This window comes from Streptomyces sp. Root431, from assembly GCF_001426585.1.
GTDB lineage: Bacteria > Actinomycetota > Actinomycetes > Streptomycetales > Streptomycetaceae > Streptomyces > Streptomyces stackebrandtii.
The window spans coordinates 371,367-394,374 of sequence record NZ_LMEI01000007.1; the positions used below are offsets into that span (position 1 = coordinate 371,367).

Below are 23,008 nucleotides of genomic sequence, written 5' to 3' on the forward strand. Positions count from 1 at the left end.
TGCTGACCTCCCGTTTCGGCAACGCAACATATCGCGACTCTCGATAGACACGATATATCGCGGAAAGCGGAAGTCAACCCTGACTCTCCCCTGATGCGTAGGGGGCAATCGCCGCCGTACACGGACAAATTGGCTAGCGTAGGGGCATGAACGCGACATCCGGATCGAGCCCCTCAGGGGCACTGCTGCTCTGCCGTGCCGACCCTTCGGCGGTCCGGCCGCCGGCCCAGCTCCTGCGGGAGCGGCTGCTGCTCGCCCCCGCGGGCGACGACTGGAGCGTGCTCGTACCGGAGGGGAAGCCCTGGCTCCACGGCGGGGAGCCCGTCGAACAGGTCGTCACCGGCTGGGCCACCGCCCTCGCCGTCTCCGCCGCGACCTGGCCCGTCCTCGCCCTGTGGTGGGACCGCGACCGGGCCGGCCTCACGCTTGCCGCGGGCTTCCGCCGCACCGTCGGCTACACCTGGCTCGCGGACGGCACGCCCGTCGGCGAGGACGAGGCCATGCGCACCTTCGCCGCCCGGCTCGCCCTCGACCCCGTCCTGGACGTCCAGGCCCTGGAACCCCTCACCCGGCCCGACCCCGACGCGGACGCCCACAGCCGGCTCGTCGGCATCGTCGCGGTCCTCGCCCGCGCCGGCCTCGCCCTGCCGACCGGGCTCGTCCCCGGCGACAGCGCCGACCGGCTCCGCTCCGTCGCCCTCGCCCAGGGCGCCGAGCAGCTCGAATGGCCCGGCTGGCGCGACGCCGTGCGCGCCGAGCTGGACGTGGTGGAGGAGGGGCCCCTCGGCCCGTACCTGCGCGGCCCCAAGGCGCGAGTACTGGGCGGGGCGCAACTCGCGGCGGGTGTCCCGCTGCTGATCTGGGGGATCGGCCGGCGCAGCGGCGGCTGGGCGACGGCGGGGGCGCTGCTCGTCGCGCACGGTGCGCTCGGACTCGTCTACGACCGGCTGCGGGACCGCTGACGGCCAGGACGCCGCATCCGGTCCCGCGGCCGGGAAGAACTCCTACTCGTCGTCGTCCTCGTCGTCGTCCAGACGGGCCAGCCAGGTCGCGAGGCGCTCGACCGGCACCTCGAAGTCGGGATTGAGGTCGACGAACGTCCGCAGCTGCTCGGCGAGCCACTCGAAGGTGACCTCCTCCTCGCCCCGCCGCTTCTCCAGTTCCTCGATGCCCCGGTCGGTGAAGTACATGCGATCAGGATAGGCCGTGCCTCCGCGTCCCCTGTCGCGTGTCAGTCCCACCGATTAGCCTTCTCCCCCACTTATCGCTTCGGGGAGCGGGGGGCCGCTGTGGCACACGGGATCGCTCGAATTCGGCTGGACGACGGCACGCCCGTGTGGGCGCGGATCAGCGAGGCGGAGGAGCTCGGCAGAGGGGGAGGATTCCAGGACACCGGCGTCCGGGACCGGGTGGTCTCGATGGCCGGGGGACTCACGGACGTCGTGCGCGGGGTGGTCGGTTCGCTGCGCGCCGGACTCGAACCGCAGGGGCCCGTGGAGGTCGCCGTCAGCTTCGGCATCGAACTGTCGGCGCAGTCGGGCAAGGTGATCGGGGTCCTCGCGGACGGCGCCGGCAAGGCCTCGGTGAACGTCTCGCTCACCTGGACCGAACCGGGCCCGGCACCCGCCCCCGACCCGGCAACCGCCCCTGTGCAGGCCCAGTCACCCGCACCCGTACCAGCCCAGTCACCCGCCCCGTCAGCCGCTCCCGCACCCGCACCCGCACCCGACGAGGGTTCCGGGAGAGATCCGCACGGGCGCCCGGCGGTCGATGGGTCCGCATGAGCGCCTTCGACGCTCTCGTGCGCCCCGCACTCGTACGCATCGCCGCTCCCGGCACCGGGTATGACCCGTTCGGCGACCGGTACTGGGGCACCGGTTTCTTCATCGCCCCCGGCTGGGTGCTGACCTGCGCCCATGTCGTGGCCGAGGGGGGAAGCGCGGTGTGGAGGAGCGAGCCGGCCGTCGGCATCACCTGGGAGGACGGCAAGACCACCCGGGAGACGACGGGCACGGTCGTGCTCGCCCTGCCGCGCCCCGACCGCCCCGAGGACCCGCCGGACCGGTGGGCCTTCCCCGACATCGCGCTCGTCAGGGTCACCGGCGCGCAGAAGGCGTCCTGCGTGCGCCTCAGCGAGCGCCCGGCCGTCTGGCCGGCCGCCGTCAGCCTGCACGGCTGGTCACGGGAGACCGGCGAGCTCGGCATCCGGCACGTCCACGGCACCCTCAACGGCAGCGACGGCCAGGCCCTCGTCACCCGGGGCGTCATGCCGGTCGAGGGCTGCTCCGGCGGCCCGGTCGTCGACCACGCGCAGGGCGCCGTCGTCGGCCTCAACAAGGGGCGCGGGCCCGACGGAGGCGCCGTCGTGCCCGTCACCGCCCTGCGCAGGCTCCACGACCTCCCCGGCGGCGAGGCGATGGGCGAGGCCCTGCGCGCCCACGACCGCTACCACCTCGACCGCTACCGTTCGCTCGACGACCGGCCCGACTGGACCCGCGCGCAGCTGCTGCTGCCCGGTTCGCCGGGGGTCGGCCCCGGCCTGCGGACCCAACTGCACGGCCGGTTCGCCGAACTGCCCGCGCCGACCGCCCCCGGCGAGATCATGAACCTGATCGACCAGGTCAAGGCCTGGATCCGGGACGACAGCCTGCCGGACGCGCTGGAGGACGACCCGCGCACCTGGAGCGAGGGCGCCGGGCTCCTGCGCGGGCTGCGCGCCGTCCACGGCAGCGCCGCCCGCGACCTCGACCTGGACGCCGTGCTCCTGTACGCGGCCCATGTCGTCCGGCACCTCTCCGTGCGGTACGGCGAGCGCGTCGACACGGCCGGGCTCACGCGCTGGATCGTCGACGAGTCGGGCGACGCCGACCGCCACCTCCGGCGGGAGATCGACCGGCTCGTCACGCCCGGCAAGCCGGCCCCCTTCTCCGTACGGGAACCCCGCGCGCGTGCCGACGTCCTCCTGGAGATCGACACCCCCCGCTACGACCGGCGTTATCCGTGGCGGGTCAAGCTCCTCCTGGACGGGCACACGGTCAGCCCGCTGCACTGCGACGACCGGGGCGTCGAGCGCTCCCGGCTCAGGGAGACCCTGCGCGAACCCCTCGCGGACGCCCTGCGGCGCGGCGACAGCGGCGCCCATCTGGCCGCCGTCGAGGCGGTGCTGCCCCGCGAGCTCTTCGACGAACCCCTCGACACCTGGCGGCTCGAACCCTCCCAGGAGCCCGAGGACGCCTGGTCGGCCACCCTCGGCCAGCGCAGGATCGTGGTCATCCGCGACGCCCGCCGCCACGGCAGGGAACCGTCCCCCGAGTGGCGCGACCGCTGGGAGGCGGCGGACGGCGGGCCGCTGCGCGGGGCGCCCCTGCGCGCCGAAGTGCCGGGCGCGGGCCGGGACGCCCACACCGCGCGCGTGCGCCGGGAGACCTGGGCGGAGACGTACGACCGGCTCCGCGAGGCCGGGGGCGGCACCGTCCCCGTCTACTGCGGGCCGGTGGGCAGCGGCGACGGACTCATGGCGATGAACGCGGCGCTCACCGCCGGCCACCCCCTCGCCCTCTGGCGGACCGGCGCCCACGACCACACGGACTGCGAGGAGTTCCACGAGCGGGCCCACCGGCTGCTCGCGAAGGCCGTGACGGCCCAGGGGCTGCGCGGGCCCGTCCGCTCCCTGCGCACCCGCGCGCCGGACCGGGCGGCCCTGGCCTGGGCCGAGACCATCGCCGTCCTCTACGACCCGCCCGACCGGCCGCCGCACGGAGGGCGCCTGGAGGCGCCGCCGCTGCTCGGCGAGGGGGACCTGTGACCCGGGCATCCACGCGTACGCGCACGAGCGACCGTACGTACACGGGCGCGCACATGGGCATGCGTACGGGCAGGCACACGGGCACGCGCACGCGTGCTGCCCGGCGTTCGGGCCCGACAGCGGGCGGCCGGATTGAGCGTCGGCACGCCCCACCACCGGGCGGTACGTTCGACAGGCCGGGCATCGACACCACAGCCAGGAGGAGTCCATCGTGAACGATTGGCGGATCTACCGTGGTGCCGGTCTTCCGCACGACGAGATCCAGCGGCTGCCCGCCCCGCCGCCCTGGCGCGACTTCTCGGCCGGCGGCGCCGACGACACCCTGGCCGGGTCCGACCGGAGGCTCGGCGTCCGGCGCAGACTCGTCCAGAACCACCACCCCCGGCCCGCCGAGACCGACGCCGTCAACGCCGCCCTGTACCTGCGGCGCCCGCTCCTCGTCACCGGCAACCCCGGCACCGGCAAATCCACCCTCGCCCACGCCGTCGCCCACGAACTGCGCCTCGGCCGGGTGCTGCGCTGGCCGATCGTCAGCCGTACGACCTTGCAGGACGGCCTCTACCGCTACGACGCCATCGGCCGCCTCCAGGACGTCCAACTGGAGCGCGCCCAGGCCGGATCGCCCGGTTCCGCCGCGGCGGCCCCCGCCGGCATCGGCTCGTACATCCGGCTCGGACCGCTCGGCACCGCGCTGCTCCCCTCCGAGCAGCCCCGCGTGCTGCTCATCGACGAGCTCGACAAGAGCGATCTCGACCTGCCCAACGACCTCCTGAACGCCCTGGAGGAGGGCGAGTTCGCCATCCCCGAGCTGGAGCGGCTCGCCGACCGCGAGCCCGTCGTCGCGGTGCTCAGCGACGACGGCCGCAAGGTGCCGGTGTACGGCGGCCGGGTCCGCTGCACCACTTTCCCCTTCATCGTGCTCACCTCCAACGGCGAACGGGACTTCCCCGCAGCGCTGTTGCGCCGCTGCATCCGCCTGGAGCTCGAAGCGCCCGGCGAGGAGCAGGTCGGCGCCATGATCGAGGCCCATCTCGGGGCCGAGGCCGCAGCGGGGGAGGAGGAGCGGGGCATCGTCCGGCGCTTCCTGAACCGCGAGCCCGGCGAGGTGATCGCCACCGACCAGCTCCTCAACGCCCTCTACCTGACCCAGCACGCCTCCCGCGCCGAACGGGTGACCAGGGAACGCATCGAGGACATGCTCATGCAGCCACTCGACCAGCCGAGGTGAAGGTCGGATGCACCTGGAGGAGCTGATCCGCCGGCTCAGGGCGGGCGGCCAGGACCCCACGGCGGAGGACATCGCGGACGCCGTCTGGCTGTCGCGATGGCTTCCGGGTGCCTCCGGGGAGTCGCCGGATCCGGAGCCGATGCCGGATGCGGAGTCGGATGCGGATGCGGGGCCGAGACCGGGGTCCGGGCAGGAGCAGGGCGAGGAGCCGGACGAAGGCGACCGGCGGCTCACCTCCGAGGGGCGAGATCCGGCCAAGGGCGGCGCACCCTCGGAGCGGGCGGCACGCTCCGATTCCGTCTCCCTCGCCACGAGTACGGGCTCCGGCTCGGGTACGAGTACGGGTACGGGAGCGGCCACCGGAGAGCCCCGCGGCCCCGGACGTGCGGAGCGGGCCGCGACCCTGCCCGTCCGCGCCCCCGGCGCCAACGCGCTCCCCGGCCTCCTCGGCCTTCAGAAGGCCCTCCGCCCCCTGCGGGGCTACGCCCTCGTCCCGCACCGCCCCGGCGAGGGCAGCCTCGACGAGGAGGCCACCGCCGAACGCAGCGCGGCCGCCGGCATCCTCACCCCCGTCCTGCGCCCCGCGACGGGCCGCCGCCCCGACATCCAGCTCCTCATGGACACCGGCCCCGCCATGGTCGTCTGGAGCCGCATGGTCGAGGAGCTCCGCCAGGCCTGCCAGCAGTCCGGCGCCTTCCGCGACGTCCAGGTGCACCGGCTCTACGACACCGGCGAAGGCCCCCCGCTCGTCACCACCACCTCCGGCGCCGACGGCAGACCCCGGCTGCGCCCCGTCGACCAGCTCCACGACCCCACGGGCCGCCGGCTCACCCTCGTCGTCAGCGACTGCGTCGGCCCCCTCTGGCAGCGCGGCGCCGCCCAGCGCTTCCTCCGCCAGTGGCCCCGCCGCTCCCCGCTCGCCCTCGTCCAGCCGCTGCCGCCGCGCCTGTGGCCCCGCACCGCCCTCCCCGCCGAACCCGGCACCTTCCAGCGTGCCTCGACCCCCGGCGGCCACACCCCCTTCCGCTCCGACGACGACCCCTGGGGGCCGCCCGTCCCCGGCCGCCGTGCCGTCCCCGTGCTCACCCCCACCCCCGAGGCCTTCGCCTCCTGGACCCGGCTCCACACCGGCCACGGAGGCAACGCCGTACGCGGCTGGGCCGCCTGGCTGGACCCCGAGGCGGCGGCGCCGCCCCGCGCGCCCCGGACTCCCCGCGCCCCGCGCCCCGACGACGAACTCCTCCGCGCCTTCCGGGCCAGTGCCTCACCCGGCGCGATCCACCTCGCCGTCCACCTCGCGGCGGCCCCGCTCGCCCTCCCCGTCATGCAGCTCGTCCAGCGCGCCATGCTCCCCGACACCGGCCCCATGGAGCTGGCCGAGGTCCTCCTGAGCGGGCTCCTGCGGCGGCTCCCCGGACCCACCCCGTACCCCTGCTTCAGCTATCCGCCCGGCATCCAGCAGCACCTCCTCGGCTCGCTCGACCCCAGCGCCGCCGCGCTCGTCCTCAAGCACTGCTCCGACTACGTGGAGCGGAACTTCGGCCAGGGCATGCGCAACTTCCCGGCGCTCGCCGCCGCCCGCCTCGCCGGCACGGACACGGAGCCCGGCACCGAGCCGGGCGCCGAGGGCGAAGGCCGGTACGGGCAGGGCGACGGCGCCACCGCGCTCCCCGAGGCGACCGACGAACCCCTCGGCCCCGAAGGAGCCGAGACCGAGCTCTTCGCCCGCATCCCCGCGCGCGTGCTCCGCTTCTACCACCCCGACCTCATCACCCCCGACCCGCTCACCGAGGCCCGCAGCCTCCTCGCCCAGGGCCGCGCCCACTCCGACCCGGCCCTCCTCGCCGGGGCCCGCGAGCGCGCCGAGGCGGCGCTCCCCACCGCCCCCGTCGAGGCCCGGACCGTCCTCGGCCTTGTCCTGTACGCCGAGGCCGGCACCGCGCTCGCCCGCCGCTCCCACCGGCGCCGCGAACTCCTCGACCAGGCCGCCGACATGCTCGTACAGGCCGGGGAGCTGGCCCGTACCGGCGGGGAGGCGTGGGCCGAGGCCCGGCTCGAACTCGCCGTCGTCCACCACGCCCTGTGGCGCGACACCGACGAATCCGGCCACCTCGACGCCGCCCTCGCCGCCCTCGCCGAGGACGCGGACCGGTGGCCCGAGACCGCCCGGCACACCCTCCACCTGCGCCGCGGCCGACTGCTCCTGGCCCGGGGCGACGGCGAGACGGCGGCCGGAGAGCTGACCGCGGCCCTCGCCCTCCGGGAGAACGCCGCCACCCTCCTCGACCTCGCCGACGCCCTGCACCTCACCGAGGCCGGCCCCGACCGCATCGGCCCCGTCCTCGACCGCGCGGAAGCCCTCCTCGGCGACGGCCGCACCCTGAGACTGCGGCACACCGCCGCGCGTGCCCGCCTGTACGAGACCACCGGCGACGGGCCGGCCGCCGACGCGGCCTACGAGCAGGCCACGCTGCTCACCCCCGCCCAGGGCGAACAGCGCGGCCGGCTCCTGCTCACCTGGGGCGAGTCCCTGCTGCGCCGCGCCGCCGCCGGGACCGGGACCCGGCCGGTCGACCGCGCGGAGTCCGTGCTGCGCGAGGCACTCACCTGTCTCCCCGCCGGCGCCGCCGAGGCCCGCGAGCGGACCCGGATCCTCATCGGCAGCGTGCTCGCCCTGCGCTTCGACCGCGCGGGGTTCCTGCCGGACCTGTACGAGAGCCGACATCTCCTCGACGAGGCTCTCCGCACCATCAGGGACCCGGCGACCCGGGCCGGAGTCGGGCTGCAAGTGGGCTGGGTGCAGGTGCAGTTGAGCGAGACCGCGAGGGACGGGCAGCTCGTGGGCGCCCTCACCGCCTTCCGGCGCGCCGCCGACGACACCCGCGCCGCCCGCGGCGACACCCCCGGCACGATCACCCTGGCCAGGGCGCTCCACGCCCAGGGCGCCGTGCTGTACCTGATGGACCGGGCCGGTCAGGCCGCGACGGTCCTGGAGGAGGCCGCCGAGCAGTGGCGACGGCTGGACGGCCGGCTGGTGGCGGTGGACTGGGCGGACGTGGAGCGGACCCGGGCCCTGCTCGCCGAGGTCGGCGCCGACCCCCGCCCGCGGCCGGACCGCTTCTCCCGCGAGGAGCGGCGCCGGATCGCGCCGCCCTGGTGGGCCTGGCGCGACGAGGACGCGGAGCGGCTTGATAACGGGGGCGCACATGGGCGCAGTTGAGTCGAACGGGTTTCCGCCCGTGAGGCGTCGGGAAGAACCGCTCCGCCGCTACGACCGTGGGGGACAAGGGTCGGTGAGGAGGAGCCGAGGGTGTTGGAGCACACGAAGCGGGTCGCAGGCGTGGACCGGGGTGGCGAACGGCCATGGCACCTGCCCGACCTCACCGCTGTGGACCTGCGGACCTTGCGCTTCATGGACGATCCCGAGCTGGCGGCCGCCGTCGAGCGGGTGCTCTGGCATCCGCAGGAGCTGGGGGCTTCCTGGTTCGTCGAGGGCGGATCGGACGGTATCCACGGCTGACCTCCGACGGGGTGGCCGCGCCGACCGGCCGTTTTCGGTCAGATGCGCACCGCCCGTCGTAGGGCCATGGAGGCGGGAGTGAACATCGCGCCCCTGCCCGCGCCCGTCTTCGCCCTACTGGCCCGGGTCAGCCCCGCCCCGGACGGGCTCACGCTGCTGCGGTCCGCCCTGCACACCCGGCGGTTGCTGCTCCTCAAGGCGCTCTTGGTGCGCGTCCACCGGCACCGGGTGTCCGTCGAACCGGGCGCGCTCGACCGGTTCGAGCGCTCCTGGAAGCTGCTCGAACGGGTCGAGCGCCGCCATCCCGCCGTGGTCCGGGACGTTCTCGACTACCCGACGACCGGGGCCTGGCTGGCCGGCGCGCTCGCCGAGCCCGCCGGACCGGCCTTCGACAGGCTGCTCGGGCACCTCGACAACCTCGCGGTCACCGCCGCCCTGCGCGGCGGCGGCCCGCTCGACCTGACCATGGACACCCCGGACGGCCTGCTCCCGCTGCCCGGCGTGGGCCGGCTGAGGGTGGCCGCAGACCGTGTCCGGGTCAGCGCCGACGAGCGGACCGTACGGTTCCACCCGGACGGTGCCCGCCATGCCGCGCGAGCCTTCCTGACCCTGACCGGCCGGCGCCTCAGGGGCGGCGGGCCCGGCTGGCACGCGGTCCGCCCGCTGCCCCGCAGCGCCGCGCGCCTGGACGATGTCGACCCGTACCGGGTGCCGTCCGGCGTGGGCGGCGCCACGGCGGTCACCGCGGCCGACCCCGCCGACACCGACCACGCCGCCTGGTCCGCCACCTGGCACGCCGCCCAGGACCTCCTCGCCCGCACGGACCCCGGCCGGGCGGCCGAGGTGGCCCAGGGCGTCCGCGCGGTCGTCCCGGTCGTTCCGCGCGGACCCCAGCACCTGGGTGCCACGCTGAGCGCCGCCCCTGGAGCCGTACTGACATCGCTGCCCGCCGAGGGGCAGGGGATGGCCGAAACGCTCGTGCACGAGCTGCATCACAGCAAGCTGGCGACGCTCCACGAACTCGTGCCGCTGTACGGCCCCGGGCGGGACGCCGTGTACCGGGTCGGCTGGCGGTCGGACCCGCGGCCCATCGCCGGTGTGCTGCACGGTGCCTACGCGCATCTGGCCCTGGCCGATCTGTGGTGGCGCGCGGTCACCGCCGACCAGGTGCCGGCGTCCTGGCGGTCCGCCGCCGGGCAACAGTTCGACGACATCCACGATCAGGTGGGCCTGGCCCTCCTTATCCTGCTTGAATCCGATGAACTGACTGTGGAGGGGCGGGAGTTCGTGCATCAAATGAGGCTGCACCACGCGAGCCTCGGCGCCACCCCTCTGGCCGGTGGGTAACACTGTGCCCACGGCACATGACACTGCGTTGCGCGGGAGCGGGACGGGAGACACGACAGATGGCGGAACAGCGATCGGGCGGTGCGGCGGATCACGGAGTCAGGAGCGCGCCGGAACATGTCCTCGTGGTCTTCCCCGGCTATCACCGCCCGTGGGCGACCTGGATCAACCAGCGGCTCGACGCGTACGGGGTGCGCGCGAGCCTCCAGCGCTGGGACCCGCCGCGCGATGTGCCTCTGGAGGACTCGCTCGGCGACCTGCTGCTCGCCCGCGGCCAGGTGCTGCTCGTCCTGGACGACTGGTTCTTCCAGCTCGGCCCGCGGGTGGCCGGCGAGTGGAACGACGTCCTGCGCGGCTTCGTCGCCGCCCATGCCGAGCGGTTCGCCGCGGTCAACCTCACCAACCGGACCCTGCCCCCGGCCACCGCCGTCCTCGAACCCGTCAGCCTGTGGGGCGTCGGCGAGGAGGAGGCCGAAGTCCGGCTGCTCAGCCGGCTCGGCATCGAACCCCGCCGCGCCACCGGCCGCCGGCTGCCCGCCGGATCACTCGTTCGCTTCCCGGACACCCCTCCCGAGATCTGGGGCGAGATCCCGCGCCGCAACCCGCGCTTCACCGGCCGGGACGACCTGCTCACCGAGCTCCAGGAACGGCTCATGGACGCCGAGCGCGGCAGCGCCGCGTGCACCCTGCTCGGCATGTCCGGCATCGGCAAGACCCAGATCGCCGCCGAGTACGCCCACCGCTTCAGCTCCGACTACGACGTCGTGTGGTGGGTCAGTTCCGACGACCGCAACGTGCAACGCGACCGCTTCGGCGAGCTCGCCACCGAACTCGGCCTCACCACCGGCAACGAACCCGGCGAACGCATCCGCGCCGTCCGTGAAGCCCTGCGCCGGGGCGCCCCGCACTCCCGCTGGCTCATCGTCTTCGACGGCTGGGACGACACGGACGGCGCGAACGTCCTGCTGCCGCACGGCCCCGGCCACGTCCTCGTCACCTCGCGCAACCGCGGCTGGGGCGACCACACCGACATCCTCGAAGTCCCCGGCTTCGACCGCGCCGAGTCCACCGGCTATCTGATGCGGCGCGCCCCGCACGTCACGGCGCCCGAGGCCGACGAGGTCGCCGCCGAGTTCGGGGACGTACCGCTGCCGCTCGTCCAGGCCGCAGCCTGGCTCGGCGAGTCCCGCATGGAGGTCTCCGAGTACCTGCACATGGTCCGCGAAGGACGGATCTCCGCCGTCGAGCCGTCCGGCGACGGCTTCCCTCAGGCGTCCCTGACCTCGTGGTCGATACTGATCAACCGGCTCCGACGCGCCCAGCCGCAGGCCATCGACGTGCTCAGCCTGTGCGCTTCCTTCGCCCCCGGCCGTATCCCGCTCGGTCTCATCCGCGCCTATCCACAGGCGGACCTCCCCGAGGACCTGCGCTGGATGGTCACCGATCTCGCCGCCTGGTCCCGGGCCCTGGACACCCTGGTCAACTACTCGGTGCTCACCCGCGAGACCCGGGGCCCCGTCAACAACGCCGAGGTGGGACCGCACCAGGAGTCCGTGCACATGCACCGGCTCGTCCACGACATCGTCGCCCGGCTCACCGAGGGCGACCACCGCGCCGCCCATCGCCAGGCCGTCCGTACCCTGCTCGCCGAGGCCGACCCCGGCAACCCCATGGACAGCCGGCACTGGCCCCGCTATGCCGAACTCCTGCCCCACCTGGAACCCTCCGGCGCGCTCCTCAGCCACAACCCGCGCACCCAGACCGCCGTGCTCAACTGCCTGCGCTACTGCTTCCGCAGCGGCGAGTTCAGGGCCGGCATCCAGCTCGCCGAGAAGATCCGGGACAACTGGTCCACCTTCATGGACCCGCTGGACCAGCCCATGCTGGACCTGACCACCCAGCAGAGCAACATCCTGCGCTCCTTCGGCCGCTTCCGTGAGGCGTACGACCTCGACCTCGCCCAGCGTGAACGCCTCGCGGCAGCCCAGCCCCCCAACGAGCTCGGCACCCTGCTCTCCAGCAGCGCCATCTCCAGCGACCTGCGCTTCCTCGGCCAGTACAAGGAGGCGGAACGGCTCCAGCGCGACGTCCTCGCCGACGCCGAACGCCTCCTCGGAGCCGGAGAGTTCTCCACCCTCGTCGCCCGGCACAACCTCGGCGTCACCCTGCGGCAGCTCGGCCGCTTCCAGGAGGCGTACGAGTCCGACGCCGAGACCCTCGCCCACAGCGAGCGGGTGCTCGGCAAGCGGCACTCCCACACCCTCAACTCCAGCAACGCCCTCGCGCACGACCTGCGGCTGCTCGGCCAGTACCGCGAAGCCCTCGCCCGCCAGGAGGCCAACGTCCTGCGCCATGTGCAGGTACTCGGCCCGCAGCACCTGCAGACGCTGTACGCCCGCACCCAGCTGGCCCTGTGCCGGCGCCGCGAGGGCGGCTTCCAGCAGGACCTCGGAGCGACCATGGCCAGCCTGCTCGAACAGCTGGAGCAGGTGCACGGCCGCACCCACTACGTGACGCTCTCCTCCCTCAACAACTACGCCAACTACCTGCGCGAGCACGGCGACCTCGACCACGCCCGCGAACTCAGCCACGAGGCCGAGGCCGGCTACCGCGCCCTCCTCGGCCCCGCACACCCGGTCGCCACGGGTGTCCTTGCCAACACCGCCCTCGTCCTCCAGGCGTCCGGTGAACGCGCGGACGCCCTGGCCATCCTGGAGGCCGCGCTCGCCGGACTGACCTCCTCGCTGGGCTCGGACCACCCCTGGGTGCTCGGCTGCGCGCTCAACGCCTCCGCCGCCCGGAACTTCAACGGCCGGGTGGCCGACGCCGCCGAGCTCAGCCGGGACACCCTGCGCCGCGCCCGGCACACCCTCGGCAACGAGCATCCGCTCACCCTGTCGAGCCAGGTGGCCCTCGCCACCGACCTGCGTGGCCTCAGGGAGAACGAGGAGGCCGGGAAGCTGGAGGAGGACGCCCTGCTCACCCTCACCCGCACGCTGGGTGCCCAGCACCCGCACACCCTCTCGGCGCGTCAGCGCAACCGTCCCTACTGGGACTTCGAGGCCAACCTGGGGTGAGCCCCGGACCCGCGCCGGACACGCCGGAGGCCCGGCACCCCGAGTGGGGTGCCGGGCCTCCGTACGTGCTCCGAGGACGACGATCAGGCGTCGAAGACCTCGTTGACCAGCTGCTGCTGCTCCGCCTGGTGGCGCTTGGCCGAGCCGACCGCCGGGGAGGAGGAGTGCGGACGCGAGATCCGGCGCAGGCGCTCGCCCGCCGGGATGTCCGCGCCGACCGCCAGGTCCAGGTGGTCGATCAGGTTGAGCGCGATGAACGGCCACGCACCCTGGTTCGCCGGCTCCTCCTGCGCCCAGATGTACTTCGCCGCGTTCGGGTACTTGGCGATCTCGGCCTGGAGCTCGGCACCCGGCAGCGGGTACAGACGCTCGAGACGGATGATCGCGGTCTCCGTGTCGCCGCGCTTCTGACGCTCGGCCTCCAGGTCGTAGTAGACCTTGCCCGCGCAGAAGACGACCTTGCGGACGTCCGCCGGGTTGACCGTGTCGTCGCCGATCACCGGGCGGAAGCCGCCGGTGGTGAACTCCTCCACCTTGGACGCCGCGGCCTTCAGACGCAGCATCGACTTCGGGGTGAAGACGATGAGCGGCTTGTGGTGCGGGTTGTGCACCTGCCAGCGCAGGAGGTGGAAGTAGTTCGACGGCAGCGTCGGCATGGCGACCGTCATGTTGTCCTGGGCGCACATCTGGAGGAAGCGCTCCGGGCGCGCGGACGAGTGGTCCGGGCCCTGGCCCTCGTAGCCGTGCGGCAGGAGCAGCGTGACGCCGGAGGTCTGGCCCCACTTCTGCTCGGCCGAGGAGATGAACTCGTCGACGACGGTCTGCGCGCCGTTGACGAAGTCACCGAACTGGGCCTCCCAGATGACCAGCGCGTCCGAGCGGGTCAGCGAGTAGCCGTACTCGAAGCCCATCGCCGCGTACTCGCTGAGCAGCGAGTCGTAGACGTTGTAGTGGGCCTGGTCCTCGGCCAGGTAGAGCAGCGGGGTGAAGTCCTCGCCGGTCTCCTGGTCCACCAGCACCGCGTGGCGCTGGCCGAAGGTGCCGCGGCGGGAGTCCTGGCCCGAGAGACGGACCGGGGTGCCCTCCATCAGCAGGGAGCCGATGGCGAGGGTCTCGCCGAAGCCCCAGTCGATGGTGCCGTCGTCGATGGAGGCGGCACGGCGCTGCATCTGCGGCGTCAGTCGCGCGTGGACTGTGATCCGCTCCGGGATGCTGACCTGCGACTCGGCGATCCGCTTCACGACCTCGGCGGAGACCGCCGTGGTGACGGCGACCGGGAACTCGGCCTGGGCGTCCGGGACGTGCGTCGGGGTCGGGGCCGAAGTGGCCTCGCGGACCTCCGCGAACACCTTCTCCAGCTGGCCCTGGAAGTCCTGGAGCGACTGCTCGGCCTCTTCCAGGGTGATGTCGCCGCGACCGATGAGCGACTCGGTGTACAGCTTGCGCACCGAACGCTTCTTGTCGATCAGGTTGTACATCTGCGGGTTGGTGAACGAGGGGTTGTCGCCCTCGTTGTGACCGCGGCGGCGGTAGCAGATGAGGTCGATCACGACGTCCTTGTTGAACGTCTGGCGGAACTCGAAGGCGAGCCGCGCGACGCGGACCACGGCCTCCGGGTCGTCGCCGTTCACGTGGAAGATCGGCGCCTCGATCATGCGGGCCACGTCGGTCGCGTACATCGAGGAACGCGAGGACTCCGGGGCGGCGGTGAAGCCGACCTGGTTGTTGATGACGATGTGGACCGTGCCGCCGGTGCGGTAGCCCCGCAGCTGCGACATGTTCAGGGTCTCGGCCACGACGCCCTGGCCCGCGAAGGCCGCGTCACCGTGGAGGGCGACCGGCAGGACGGTGAAGTCCGTGCCGCCCTTGTTGATGACGTCCTGCTTGGCGCGGACGATGCCTTCCAGGACCGGGTCGACCGCCTCCAGGTGCGAGGGGTTGGCGGCCAGGGAGACCTTGATCTCCTCGCCGTCGAGACCGGTGAAGGTGCCCTCGGCGCCCAGGTGGTACTTCACGTCGCCGGAGCCGTGCATCGACTTCGGGTCGAGGTTGCCCTCGAACTCGCGGAAGATCTGCGCGTACGACTTGCCCACGATGTTCGCGAGGACGTTCAGACGGCCGCGGTGGGCCATGCCGATGACGACCTCGTCGAGGCGCGACTCGGCGGCCGAGTCGATGACCGCGTCGAGCAGCGGGATGACGGACTCGCCGCCCTCCAGGGAGAAGCGCTTCTGGCCGACGTACTTCGTCTGCAGGAAGGTCTCGAAGGCCTCGGCGGCGTTCAGCCGGCGCAGGATCCGCAGCTGCTCCTCGCGCTCCACACGGGCGTGGGGGCGCTCGACGCGGTCCTGGATCCACTTGCGCTGCTTCGGGTCCTGGATGTGCATGAACTCGACGCCGGTGGTGCGGCAGTACGAGTCGCGCAGGACGCCGAGGATGTCGCGGAGCTTCATCATCGACTTGCCGGCGAAACCGCCGACCGCGAACTCCCGCTCCAGGTCCCACAGGGTGAGGCCGTGCTCGGTGATGTCCAGGTCGGGGTGCTTGCGCTGCTTGTACTCCAGCGGGTCGGTGTCGGCCATGACGTGGCCGCGGACCCGGTAGGAGTGGATGAGCTCGAAGACGCGCGCGGCCTTGGTGACGTCGTCGTCGTGCGACGCGTCGATGTCCTTGAGCCAGCGGACCGGCTCGTAGGGGATGCGCAGCGCCTTGAAGATGTCGTCGTAGAAGCCCTGCTCGCCGAGGAGGTAGTTCGCGACGACGCGCAGGAACTCGCCGGAGGCGGCACCCTGGATGACCCGGTGGTCGTAGGTCGAGGTCAGGGTCATGACCTTCGAGATGCCCAGCTTGTTCAGGGTGTCCTGGGACGTGCCCTGGAACTCGGCCGGGTAGTCCATCGAGCCGACGCCCATGATGACCGACTGGCCGGGCATCAGACGCGGGACGGAGTGGACGGTGCCGAGGCCGCCGGGGTTGGTCAGGGAGACCGTGACGCCGGTGAAGTCCTCCATCGTCAGCTTGCCCACGCGGGCCCGCTTCACGATGTCCTCGTACGCCTGCCAGAACTCGAAGAAGTTGAGGGTCTCGGCCTTCTTGATGCCCGCGACGACGAGCTGGCGGTCGCCGTTGGGCTTCACCAGGTCGATCGCGAGACCGAAGTTGACGTGCTCCGGCTTGACCAGGGTCGGCTTGCCGTCCTTCTCCGCGAAGGAGTAGTTCATCGACGGCATGGCCTTGATCGCCTGCACCATCGCGTAGCCGATCAGGTGCGTGAAGGAGATCTTCCCGCCCCGGGCGCGCTTCAGGTGGTTGTTGATCACGATCCGGTTGTCGAAGAGCAGCTTCACCGGGACGGCGCGGACGGACGTGGCCGTCGGCACCTCCAGCGAGGCGTTCATGTTCTTCGCGACCGCGGCGGCGGGGCCGCGCAGCGTGACCAGCTCGGGGCCGGCCGGGGCCGCGGTGGCCTCGGCGGCCTTCACGGGCGCCGGAGCGGCGGCGGCGGGCTTCGCGGCGACCGGGGCGGCAGGGGCCGCCGCCGGCTTGGCCGGAGCCGGAGCCGCGGCGGGAGCCGGGGCCGGAGCGGGCACGGAGGCCGGAGTGGCCGCCGGGGCGGCAGGCGCGGCCTGTGCGGGGCCCGCCTGCGTCGCGGCGGGCACGCCCTGCGTGCTCGGCGTGGTGGTGGGGGCCGAGGCGGTCGGGGTCGCCGACGCTCCCGGCTTGTAGTCGGCGAAGAAGTCCCACCAGGCACGATCGACCGAATTCGGGTCCTGGAGGTACTGCTGGTAGATCTCGTCGACGAGCCACTCATTGGCACCGAAGGCGGCGGCAGGGTTCTGACCCTGCCCGTCTTGGTCGGTCGGGGAGCTCGGGGTACTGGGGGACTGAGACGACACGGCGGCAACCGCCCTCTTCCGCTTCACAAGGTGATGGACAGCGGAAATAAAGGCTACGCCTACCCGGCCGGGAGGTGCAGGCCAGGCACTCCAACGTCGCGCAAGTCACACTTGACGAGGCGTTTCGGGACCGTGAATGGCGGGAAACAAGCGTGGTTCCGCACGTGTGAGGGTACGGAAAAGCGCGGGCGCGGCCCTCTTCGACCGCATCCCTGATCGCACCCCGTTCACGTGCACGCAGGTCCCGCTCACGTACACGCAGAACGTGCTCTTCCGGTTCGAACCCTACGTCAATCTCTCGGAGGAAGGCTGCCCGGAAGAGTGACTCGGATACGGCAGCCGCGTGACGATTCGGCCACGCCGATCCCGCCACCGTGCAGATCCACGGCCCAGCGGGCGATCGCGAGCCCCAGCCCGGTGCCGCCGTCGCTGCCCGGACCCTGCCGGTGCGCCGCCGTTCCCCGGTTGAACCGCTCGAAGACCTTGTGCCGCTCCGACTCCGGGATCCCGGGACCCTCGTCCTCGACCTCCAGCTCCAGCGAGTCCGGATACGGGCCGCGCCGGGCCCGGACCGAGACCCGGCCGTGCGGCGGCGAGTGCTTCACCGCGTTGTCGATCAGGTTGGCCATCACCTGGTGGAGCCGCTCCGCGTCCGCGTGCGCGACCAGCTCGGGCGGCGACACGTCCAGGTGCAGGTGCACGTCCGTACGGTTGTGCAGCCCCGACGTGGAGAACAGGCCGCGCTGGGACGCGGCGAGGTTCGCCTCCCGGAGGACCCCCGACAGATACGGCCAGACCTCGAAACGGCTTGCCTTCAGCGTGACGACACCGTTGTCAAGACGTGACAGGTCCAACAGCGTCTCCACCAGCCGGCCGAGCCGCTCCGTCTGCTTCAGCGCCGAGCGCATCGTCTCCGGATCGGCCTCCGACACCCCGTCCACGACGTTCTCCAGGACGGCCCGGAGCGCGGCGATCGGCGTGCGCAGCTCGTGCGAGACGTTGGCGACCAGCTCCTTGCGGTGCCGGTCGACGGCCTCCAGATCGTCCGCCATGCGGTTGATCGTCGAGGCGAGGGCGCCCAGCTCGTCCCGCCGGTCCGCGCCCCGCACACGGCGGCTGAAGTCGCCGCGCGAGATCGACCCGGCCACCGTCGTCATCTCGTCCAGCGGCGCGGTCAGGGACTGCGCCACGAACTGGGTGATCAGCAGGGTCGCGATCATCGCGAAGATCGTGATGTACCGGAACTCGGTGGAGGTGCGGATCGCCACCAGGGCGAGGCACGAGGTCAGCAGGACCGCGCCGACGACCAGGGCGCCCAGCTTGGTCTTGATCGAGATGACGATCCGGCGCCGGGCGGGCCGCCGCGCGCCGGCGGTGCCGCCGTCGCCCGGGTCGCCGGCCTCGGCGGATTCCGGGGCGGTGGCCGGCCCCGTGGCTCCGGCGGGCACGGTGGCTCCGGCGGCCCCGGTCGGCCGCCTGCCCCCCGTACGCCTCCCCGGCCGTCTCACGGCGCCGGGGTCTCCAGCGCGTACCCCACGCCATGGACCGTACGGATGCGCTCGGCTCCGATCTTCCGGCGCAGGGCCTTGATGTGGCTGTCCACGGTCCGGGTGCCGGAGGCGTCCGCCCAGTCCCACACCTCGGCGAGGAGCTGCTCGCGCGAGAGGACCGCCCTCGGGGTGCTCGCCAGACAGACCAGCAGGTCGAACTCGGTCGGGGTCAGGTGCACGTCCTCGGAGCGCACCCGGACCCGCCGCTGCGCGTGGTCGATCTCCAGCTCGCCGAGGCGCAGGATCCCGCTGCGCGGGGTGACGGCCGCCAGCGCGGCCCGCTCGACCCGGCGCAGCAGGACGTGCACCCGGGCCGCGAGCTCGCGCATCGAGAACGGCTTCGTCATGTAGTCGTCCGCGCCGACGCCGAGCCCGACCAGCATGTCCGTCTCGTCGTCCCGGGCCGTGAGCATGAGGACGGGGACGGGGCGCTGGGCCTGGACCCGGCGGCACACCTCCAGGCCATCGAAGCCCGGGAGCATCACGTCCAGGACCATCAGGTCCGGCTGCCATGCCTCGGCGGCGTCGACGGCCGCCGGTCCGTCCGTCGCGGTCTGCACGAGGAAGCCCTCGGCACGCAGCCGCGCGGAGATCGCCTCGACGATCGTCGCGTCGTCCTCGACCACGAGCACCCGCCGCTGGGCCCCGGGAGTGGCCGCCGCACCGTGGTGAGTGGTGTGTGTCTGCTCCATTGCCCCGCCTCGCGTCGCCGATGTCGGTGCAGCAGCCTAGAGGTACTGGTGGTGTCCCGGCTATCCAGGAGTTATCGGGGGCGGACGGCGAGGTGGACCACGTCGGGGACGCCCCGGGCAACGGGGATCTCTTCCGTCCGTACCCCGCTGAATCCGGCATTCCGCAACGAGTCTTCGAAATCGACCGAGGGCTGGGCGGACCACACGGCGAGGACGCCGCCGGGTTTCAGACGGGCCGCGCAGGCCGCCAACCCCTCGGCCGAGTACAGGGTTTCGTTGTCCTCGGTGACCGTCCAGTCCGGCCCGTTGTCGATGTCCAGACAGAGGGCGTCGTAGGTGTCGGAGGAGGTGCGGAGGTACTCCACGAGGTCCGTGTGCAGGATCACGGTCCTCGGATCGGCCATGGCGCTCCCGGAGATGGCGGAGAGCGGCCCCTCACGGTGCCAGTCGATGATCGCGCCCTCACGCTCGGCGACGGCGATGCGGCCCCAGCACGGGTCGGCCGCCGCGTGGGCGAGGGAGAAGCCGACCCCGAGGCCGCCGATGAGGACGGAGGCGCCGGGGCGGGACCCCTCGGGCAGGGCGTCCAGGGCCGCGTCGACGAGCAGCCGCTCGGAGCGCCCGTCGGAGGTGTCCATCAGGAAGGTGCCGTTGGCGATGATCTCGTAGTGCTCGGCGCGGCGGCGCAGTACGACTTCTCCGTACGGCCCCTCGCGGCGGTCGAGGGTCACGGGGCTGGTCAACGTCGGTCACTCCGCTCGGCTCGGCAGTCGGTGTCCCGGCCATCCTCGCGGGGCGGGGAGACCGGGACAAACACTTAACGGAGCCGTACGGCTACCGCGTTACGGGGCCGATGCGGAGCCACGGGGATGCGGGGCCACGGGGACGCGGGGCCGTGCGGATACGGGGTTACGGGCGCGGGGCCTCGTGCTCGACGAACCGCTCGATCCGGTTCAGTTCGCGGCGGGCGTCGACCGGCGTGCCGTAGGTGCGGTCCCAGGTGATCGGGGCGATCGTGACGTGGCCCTTGTCGAGCAGCCAGGTGGAGTCGGCGTCCTTCCGGCCCTCGGCGCACTCGCCCTCCCCGCTGCCGTCCGTCGGGCAGAGGCCGAGCGCGATGTCGAACGAGTCGCTGTTCCCGCGCTGTTCGAAGGCGTGGTAGACGATCGCCCCGTCGCCGACGCGCGTCCAGACCGGGGCCTTGGCCGGTATGCCGGTGCTGACGTCGGGGTAGTCGACCTTGAGGGCGAACTTCGAGGTCAGCAGCCCGCGCTGCGTGAGTCCGGCGACGAACCGGGCGCCGAACTCGGCGTGGGCGCGGTAGTTGACGCGCGGGAAGGAGGTGTTGGTGGCGTCGCCCGAGGACGAGAAGGCGAGGGCCGGGACCCCCTGGTCGATGGCGGCCACGGCGGCGCCGACGGTGCCGGAGTCGTTGACGCTCGCGGAGATGTTGGGGCCGGAGTTGATGCCGGTGAGGACGAGGTCGGGGGCGCCGGTCCAGCCGGCCTTGGCCTTGAGGCCGCCGCGCAGGGCGAGCTTGACGGTGTCGGCCGGGGTGGCGCTCGCGGAGTCCTTCGTACAGGGGCCGTCGGAGAGGCAGACGCCGTAGACCGCGCCGCGGGCGGGGGCGCCCGCGCAGTCGTTCTCGTACCCGGCGGGCAGGGCGGTGCGGCGCTGGGCGGTGACGACGCCGCCGTTGGTGACGGCGGTGCCCTTGCCGGACTGGACCTGCCAGGGGGCCATGACGACGACGTCGGCGCCGGCGGCGCACATCGCGCGGCGGAGCTCGTACAGGCCGAGGCCGTCGGAGTTGCTCGCCTTCGCGGCCTGCATCGAGTCGTCGTTGGAGATGAGGATCCGCATCCCGGCGAGCGGCCCGGTGGAGAGGGTGGCGGTGGGAGTGTCCGCCTCCGTGGTGGCGTAGGCGGTGGCGCCCAGGCTGACGAGCAGGGCGGCGGACGCGGAGAGTGCGACGTACGTGCGCATGGAGAACCCTTCAGGTGCATGACATGCGGGCAGGGAGAAGAGATCCGGGGGCTTGGCCCTGGGGAGGGCAGGCCCCCGGATCGTTCGCGGGGTCGTTCAGGTCCCCCGCGGTCTATGGGTGTTGCGGTCCGGCAGCTACAGGGAAAGCCCGTGGCCGTGGGCGAACACCGGGTCCACCGTGTCGTTCGGCACGTCCGGGCGGGCCGCCTCCACCGCCGCCATCGAGCGCGGCAGCTCGAAGGGGAGCCGCCCCTCGGCCTTCGCCCGCCCGAAGGCCACGTCGAGCAGGGCCTCGTCGCTCGCGCCGAAGTCGGCGATCAGCGCCGCCGCGTGCTCGGCGATCTCCGGCAGGACCGCCGGCCGCTCCAGGTTGACGCAGACGACCGTCGGCACGGCGGCGAGCAGGTCCAGGATCCGGGTCAGCTCGGGCTCGGCGAAGGCGAGCGAGCCGGAGTGGAAGAAGGACTCGAAGAGGTTCGGCCGCTCCTCGTACGGGGTGCGCAGCCGCAGCACCGCGAGGTCGGCCCCGGCCGGGTCGGCGACGACCTCGCCGTAGGCCGCCGCGACCGCCGGGTCGACGTTCTCCACGTACAGCCTCGGCCGGCCCGACAGGGGGAGCGGCCCGTCGGTGAGGACGGTGAGGGAGCGGCGCTGGGCGGCGGCGCCGGCGGCCGTGAAGTCGGCGCGGCCGACGGTCTCCGCGGCCTCGTCGGGGTCGACGTACCGGCGCTCGTCGAAGAGCCCGAGGACGAACTTCTCGCGCAGCAGGCGGCGTACGGACTCGTCGACGCGGGCCTCGGAGATCCGTCCCGAGGCCATCAGCTCCACGATCACCTCGGGGCACTGCTCGCCGCCGAACTGGTCCACGCCCGCGTCGAGCGCCTTCGCCGTCCGCTCGGCCACGCTCAGGTGCTCGACGCCCCAGGCCCGGGCCTCGTGGATCTCCCCGAAGATGGCCGCGTCGTTGAGCAGCCCCCAGTCGGAGCAGACGATGCCGGTGAAGCCGAGCTCCTCGCGGAGCAGGCCCGTGAGGACGCCCTTGTTGAAGCCGAAGCCGACCTCTTCCCAGTCGGTGCCGACCGGCTGGCCGTAGTACGGCATCATCTGCGCGCAGCCGGCCGCGATCGCGTGCCGGAACGGCTCCAGGTGGTGCTCCCGCATGCCGCCGGGGTAGACCTGCTCCTTGCCGTGCGGGAAGTGCGGGTCCTCGCCGTCCTTCTGCGGGCCGCCGCCGGGGAAGTGCTTGACCATCGCGGCCACCGAGTCCTTGCCGAGGCGCTCGCCTTGGAGCCCGCGGACGTACGCCTCCACCAGCTCGCCCGTCAGCTTCGCGTCGGAGCCGAAGGTGCCGGACTGGCGGGACCAGCGGGGCTCGGTCGCGAGGTCGATCTGCGGGTGGAGCGCCGTACGGAAGCCGACCGAGAGGTACTCGCGGCGGACCGTGTCGGTGAAGGCGAAGACCAGCTCGGGGTCGCCGATGGCGGCGAGGCCGAGCGCCTCGGGCCAGGCGGAGAAGGCGCCGGCGTTGAAGGAGGCGCCGATGTTGTCGGTGAAGGTGTGGCGCGGGTCGGTGGAGAGCGAGACCGGGATGCCGAGGCGGGTGCCCGCGGCCATCTCCTGGACGGCGTTGTGCCAGAGCGCCATCTCGCGGGCGCCGTAGGTGCCGAGCAGGTTGAAGTGGGTGAGCTTCCGGTCCTCGATGAGCTCGGGGGTGGCGAGCGGCAGCATCGAGCCGTCCGTCTCGGTCACCGGGGTGCCGTCGGGGTTCATCATCAGCATGTCGTGGAAGAGCTGGCCGGCCTTCTCCTCCGGGGTCATCCGGGCGAGGAGGTCCTCGACGCGCTCGTCGACGGGGCGGGTGGCGTCCTGGTAGGGGTGCATGTCGTACGTCCCTGCTTGCGTGACCG

15 protein-coding genes are annotated in these 23,008 nt (G+C 73.0%); 8 read left to right on the plus strand and 7 right to left on the minus strand.

From position 1 onward, the window contains the following. Nucleotides 1-146 precede the first annotated feature (146 nt). A complete protein-coding gene (locus ASC82_RS08975; protein ID WP_056643994.1) occupies nucleotides 147-962 on the plus strand; it encodes a hypothetical protein in 816 nt (271 codons plus the stop codon). Between the two features lie 42 nt (nucleotides 963-1,004). On the opposite strand, the gene ASC82_RS08980 is transcribed toward ASC82_RS08975, so the two are convergent. Then, nucleotides 1,005-1,190, minus strand: a complete 186-nt coding sequence (locus ASC82_RS08980) for a DUF6104 family protein (protein ID WP_024761804.1) — start codon at nucleotides 1,188-1,190, stop codon at nucleotides 1,005-1,007. A 99-nt stretch (nucleotides 1,191-1,289) separates the two neighbouring features. Here ASC82_RS08980 and ASC82_RS08985 point away from each other — a divergent pair, with 99 nt between their 5' ends. The 7 genes from ASC82_RS08985 to fxsT all read left to right on the plus strand — a co-directional run bounded on the left by ASC82_RS08985 (nucleotide 1,290) and on the right by fxsT (nucleotide 12,977). Beyond that, complete coding sequence (locus tag ASC82_RS08985; protein ID WP_242427613.1) at nucleotides 1,290-1,784, plus strand: CU044_2847 family protein; 495 nt, start codon at nucleotides 1,290-1,292, stop codon at nucleotides 1,782-1,784. Further along, the gene (locus ASC82_RS08990) at nucleotides 1,781-3,805 is read left to right on the plus strand and encodes a trypsin-like peptidase domain-containing protein (RefSeq protein ID WP_056643996.1); all 2,025 of its coding nucleotides are present in this window, start codon (nucleotides 1,781-1,783) and stop codon (nucleotides 3,803-3,805) included. Before ASC82_RS08985 ends, ASC82_RS08990 begins: the two co-directional genes overlap by 4 nt. A 211-nt stretch (nucleotides 3,806-4,016) precedes the next feature. Further along, on the plus strand, nucleotides 4,017-5,033 hold the full coding sequence (locus ASC82_RS08995) for a MoxR family ATPase (protein WP_056643998.1): 1,017 nt from the start codon (nucleotides 4,017-4,019) through the stop codon (nucleotides 5,031-5,033). A gap of 7 nt (nucleotides 5,034-5,040) precedes the next feature. Next, nucleotides 5,041-8,253, plus strand: a complete 3,213-nt coding sequence (locus tag ASC82_RS09000; RefSeq protein ID WP_056644000.1) for an SAV_2336 N-terminal domain-related protein — start codon at nucleotides 5,041-5,043, stop codon at nucleotides 8,251-8,253. A 90-nt stretch (nucleotides 8,254-8,343) separates the two neighbouring features. After that, entirely contained in the window at nucleotides 8,344-8,553 is a 210-nt protein-coding gene (locus ASC82_RS09005; RefSeq protein ID WP_056644002.1) for a hypothetical protein, read from the plus strand. A 78-nt stretch (nucleotides 8,554-8,631) separates the two neighbouring features. Next, on the plus strand, nucleotides 8,632-9,900 hold the full coding sequence (locus ASC82_RS09010; protein WP_056644005.1) for an HEXXH motif-containing putative peptide modification protein: 1,269 nt from the start codon (nucleotides 8,632-8,634) through the stop codon (nucleotides 9,898-9,900). A 59-nt stretch (nucleotides 9,901-9,959) separates the two neighbouring features. After that, a complete protein-coding gene (gene fxsT / locus ASC82_RS09015) occupies nucleotides 9,960-12,977 on the plus strand; it encodes an FxSxx-COOH system tetratricopeptide repeat protein (RefSeq protein ID WP_056644008.1) in 3,018 nt (1,005 codons plus the stop codon). An 83-nt stretch (nucleotides 12,978-13,060) separates the two neighbouring features. Here the strand turns inward: fxsT and ASC82_RS09020 are convergent, their stop codons facing one another. From ASC82_RS09020 to ASC82_RS09045, 6 genes are all read right to left on the minus strand, one after another. Beyond that, nucleotides 13,061-16,873 carry a multifunctional oxoglutarate decarboxylase/oxoglutarate dehydrogenase thiamine pyrophosphate-binding subunit/dihydrolipoyllysine-residue succinyltransferase subunit gene (locus ASC82_RS09020; RefSeq protein WP_056644010.1) on the minus strand — a complete coding sequence of 1,271 codons (3,813 nt, stop codon included), beginning with the start codon at nucleotides 16,871-16,873 and terminating at the stop codon, nucleotides 13,061-13,063. 290 nt (nucleotides 16,874-17,163) lie between these two features. Next, on the minus strand, nucleotides 17,164-18,216 hold the full coding sequence (locus tag ASC82_RS09025) for a HAMP domain-containing sensor histidine kinase (RefSeq protein WP_056644885.1): 1,053 nt from the start codon (nucleotides 18,214-18,216) through the stop codon (nucleotides 17,164-17,166). Nucleotides 18,217-18,377: 161 nt separating this feature from the next. Further along, nucleotides 18,378-19,115, minus strand: coding sequence for a response regulator transcription factor (locus ASC82_RS09030; protein WP_056644011.1), 738 nt, complete (start codon nucleotides 19,113-19,115; stop codon nucleotides 18,378-18,380). A gap of 71 nt (nucleotides 19,116-19,186) precedes the next feature. Next, entirely contained in the window at nucleotides 19,187-19,858 is a 672-nt protein-coding gene (locus tag ASC82_RS09035; RefSeq protein WP_056644013.1) for a hypothetical protein, read from the minus strand. Between the two features lie 166 nt (nucleotides 19,859-20,024). Further along, a complete protein-coding gene (locus tag ASC82_RS09040) occupies nucleotides 20,025-21,101 on the minus strand; it encodes a 5'/3'-nucleotidase SurE (protein ID WP_056644016.1) in 1,077 nt (358 codons plus the stop codon). A 135-nt stretch (nucleotides 21,102-21,236) separates the two neighbouring features. Next, a complete protein-coding gene (locus ASC82_RS09045) occupies nucleotides 21,237-22,982 on the minus strand; it encodes a glycoside hydrolase family 3 N-terminal domain-containing protein (RefSeq protein ID WP_056644018.1) in 1,746 nt (581 codons plus the stop codon). Nucleotides 22,983-23,008: the final 26 nt, after the last annotated feature.

Bases quoted from the DNA above. Each gene is read 5' to 3' on its own strand.
- ASC82_RS08975 (WP_056643994.1), top strand. From the start codon at position 147: ATGAACGCGACATCCGGATCGAGCCCCTCAGGGGCACTGCTGCTCTGC.
- ASC82_RS08980 (WP_024761804.1), bottom strand. From the start codon at position 1,190: ATGTACTTCACCGACCGGGGCATCGAGGAACTGGAGAAGCGGCGGGGC.
- ASC82_RS08990 (WP_056643996.1), top strand. From the start codon at position 1,781: ATGAGCGCCTTCGACGCTCTCGTGCGCCCCGCACTCGTACGCATCGCC.
- ASC82_RS09000 (WP_056644000.1), top strand. From the start codon at position 5,041: ATGCACCTGGAGGAGCTGATCCGCCGGCTCAGGGCGGGCGGCCAGGAC.
- fxsT (WP_056644008.1), top strand. From the start codon at position 9,960: ATGGCGGAACAGCGATCGGGCGGTGCGGCGGATCACGGAGTCAGGAGC.
- ASC82_RS09030 (WP_056644011.1), bottom strand. From the start codon at position 19,115: ATGGAGCAGACACACACCACTCACCACGGTGCGGCGGCCACTCCCGGG.
- ASC82_RS09040 (WP_056644016.1), bottom strand. From the start codon at position 21,101: ATGCGCACGTACGTCGCACTCTCCGCGTCCGCCGCCCTGCTCGTCAGC.
- ASC82_RS09045 (WP_056644018.1), bottom strand. From the start codon at position 22,982: ATGCACCCCTACCAGGACGCCACCCGCCCCGTCGACGAGCGCGTCGAG.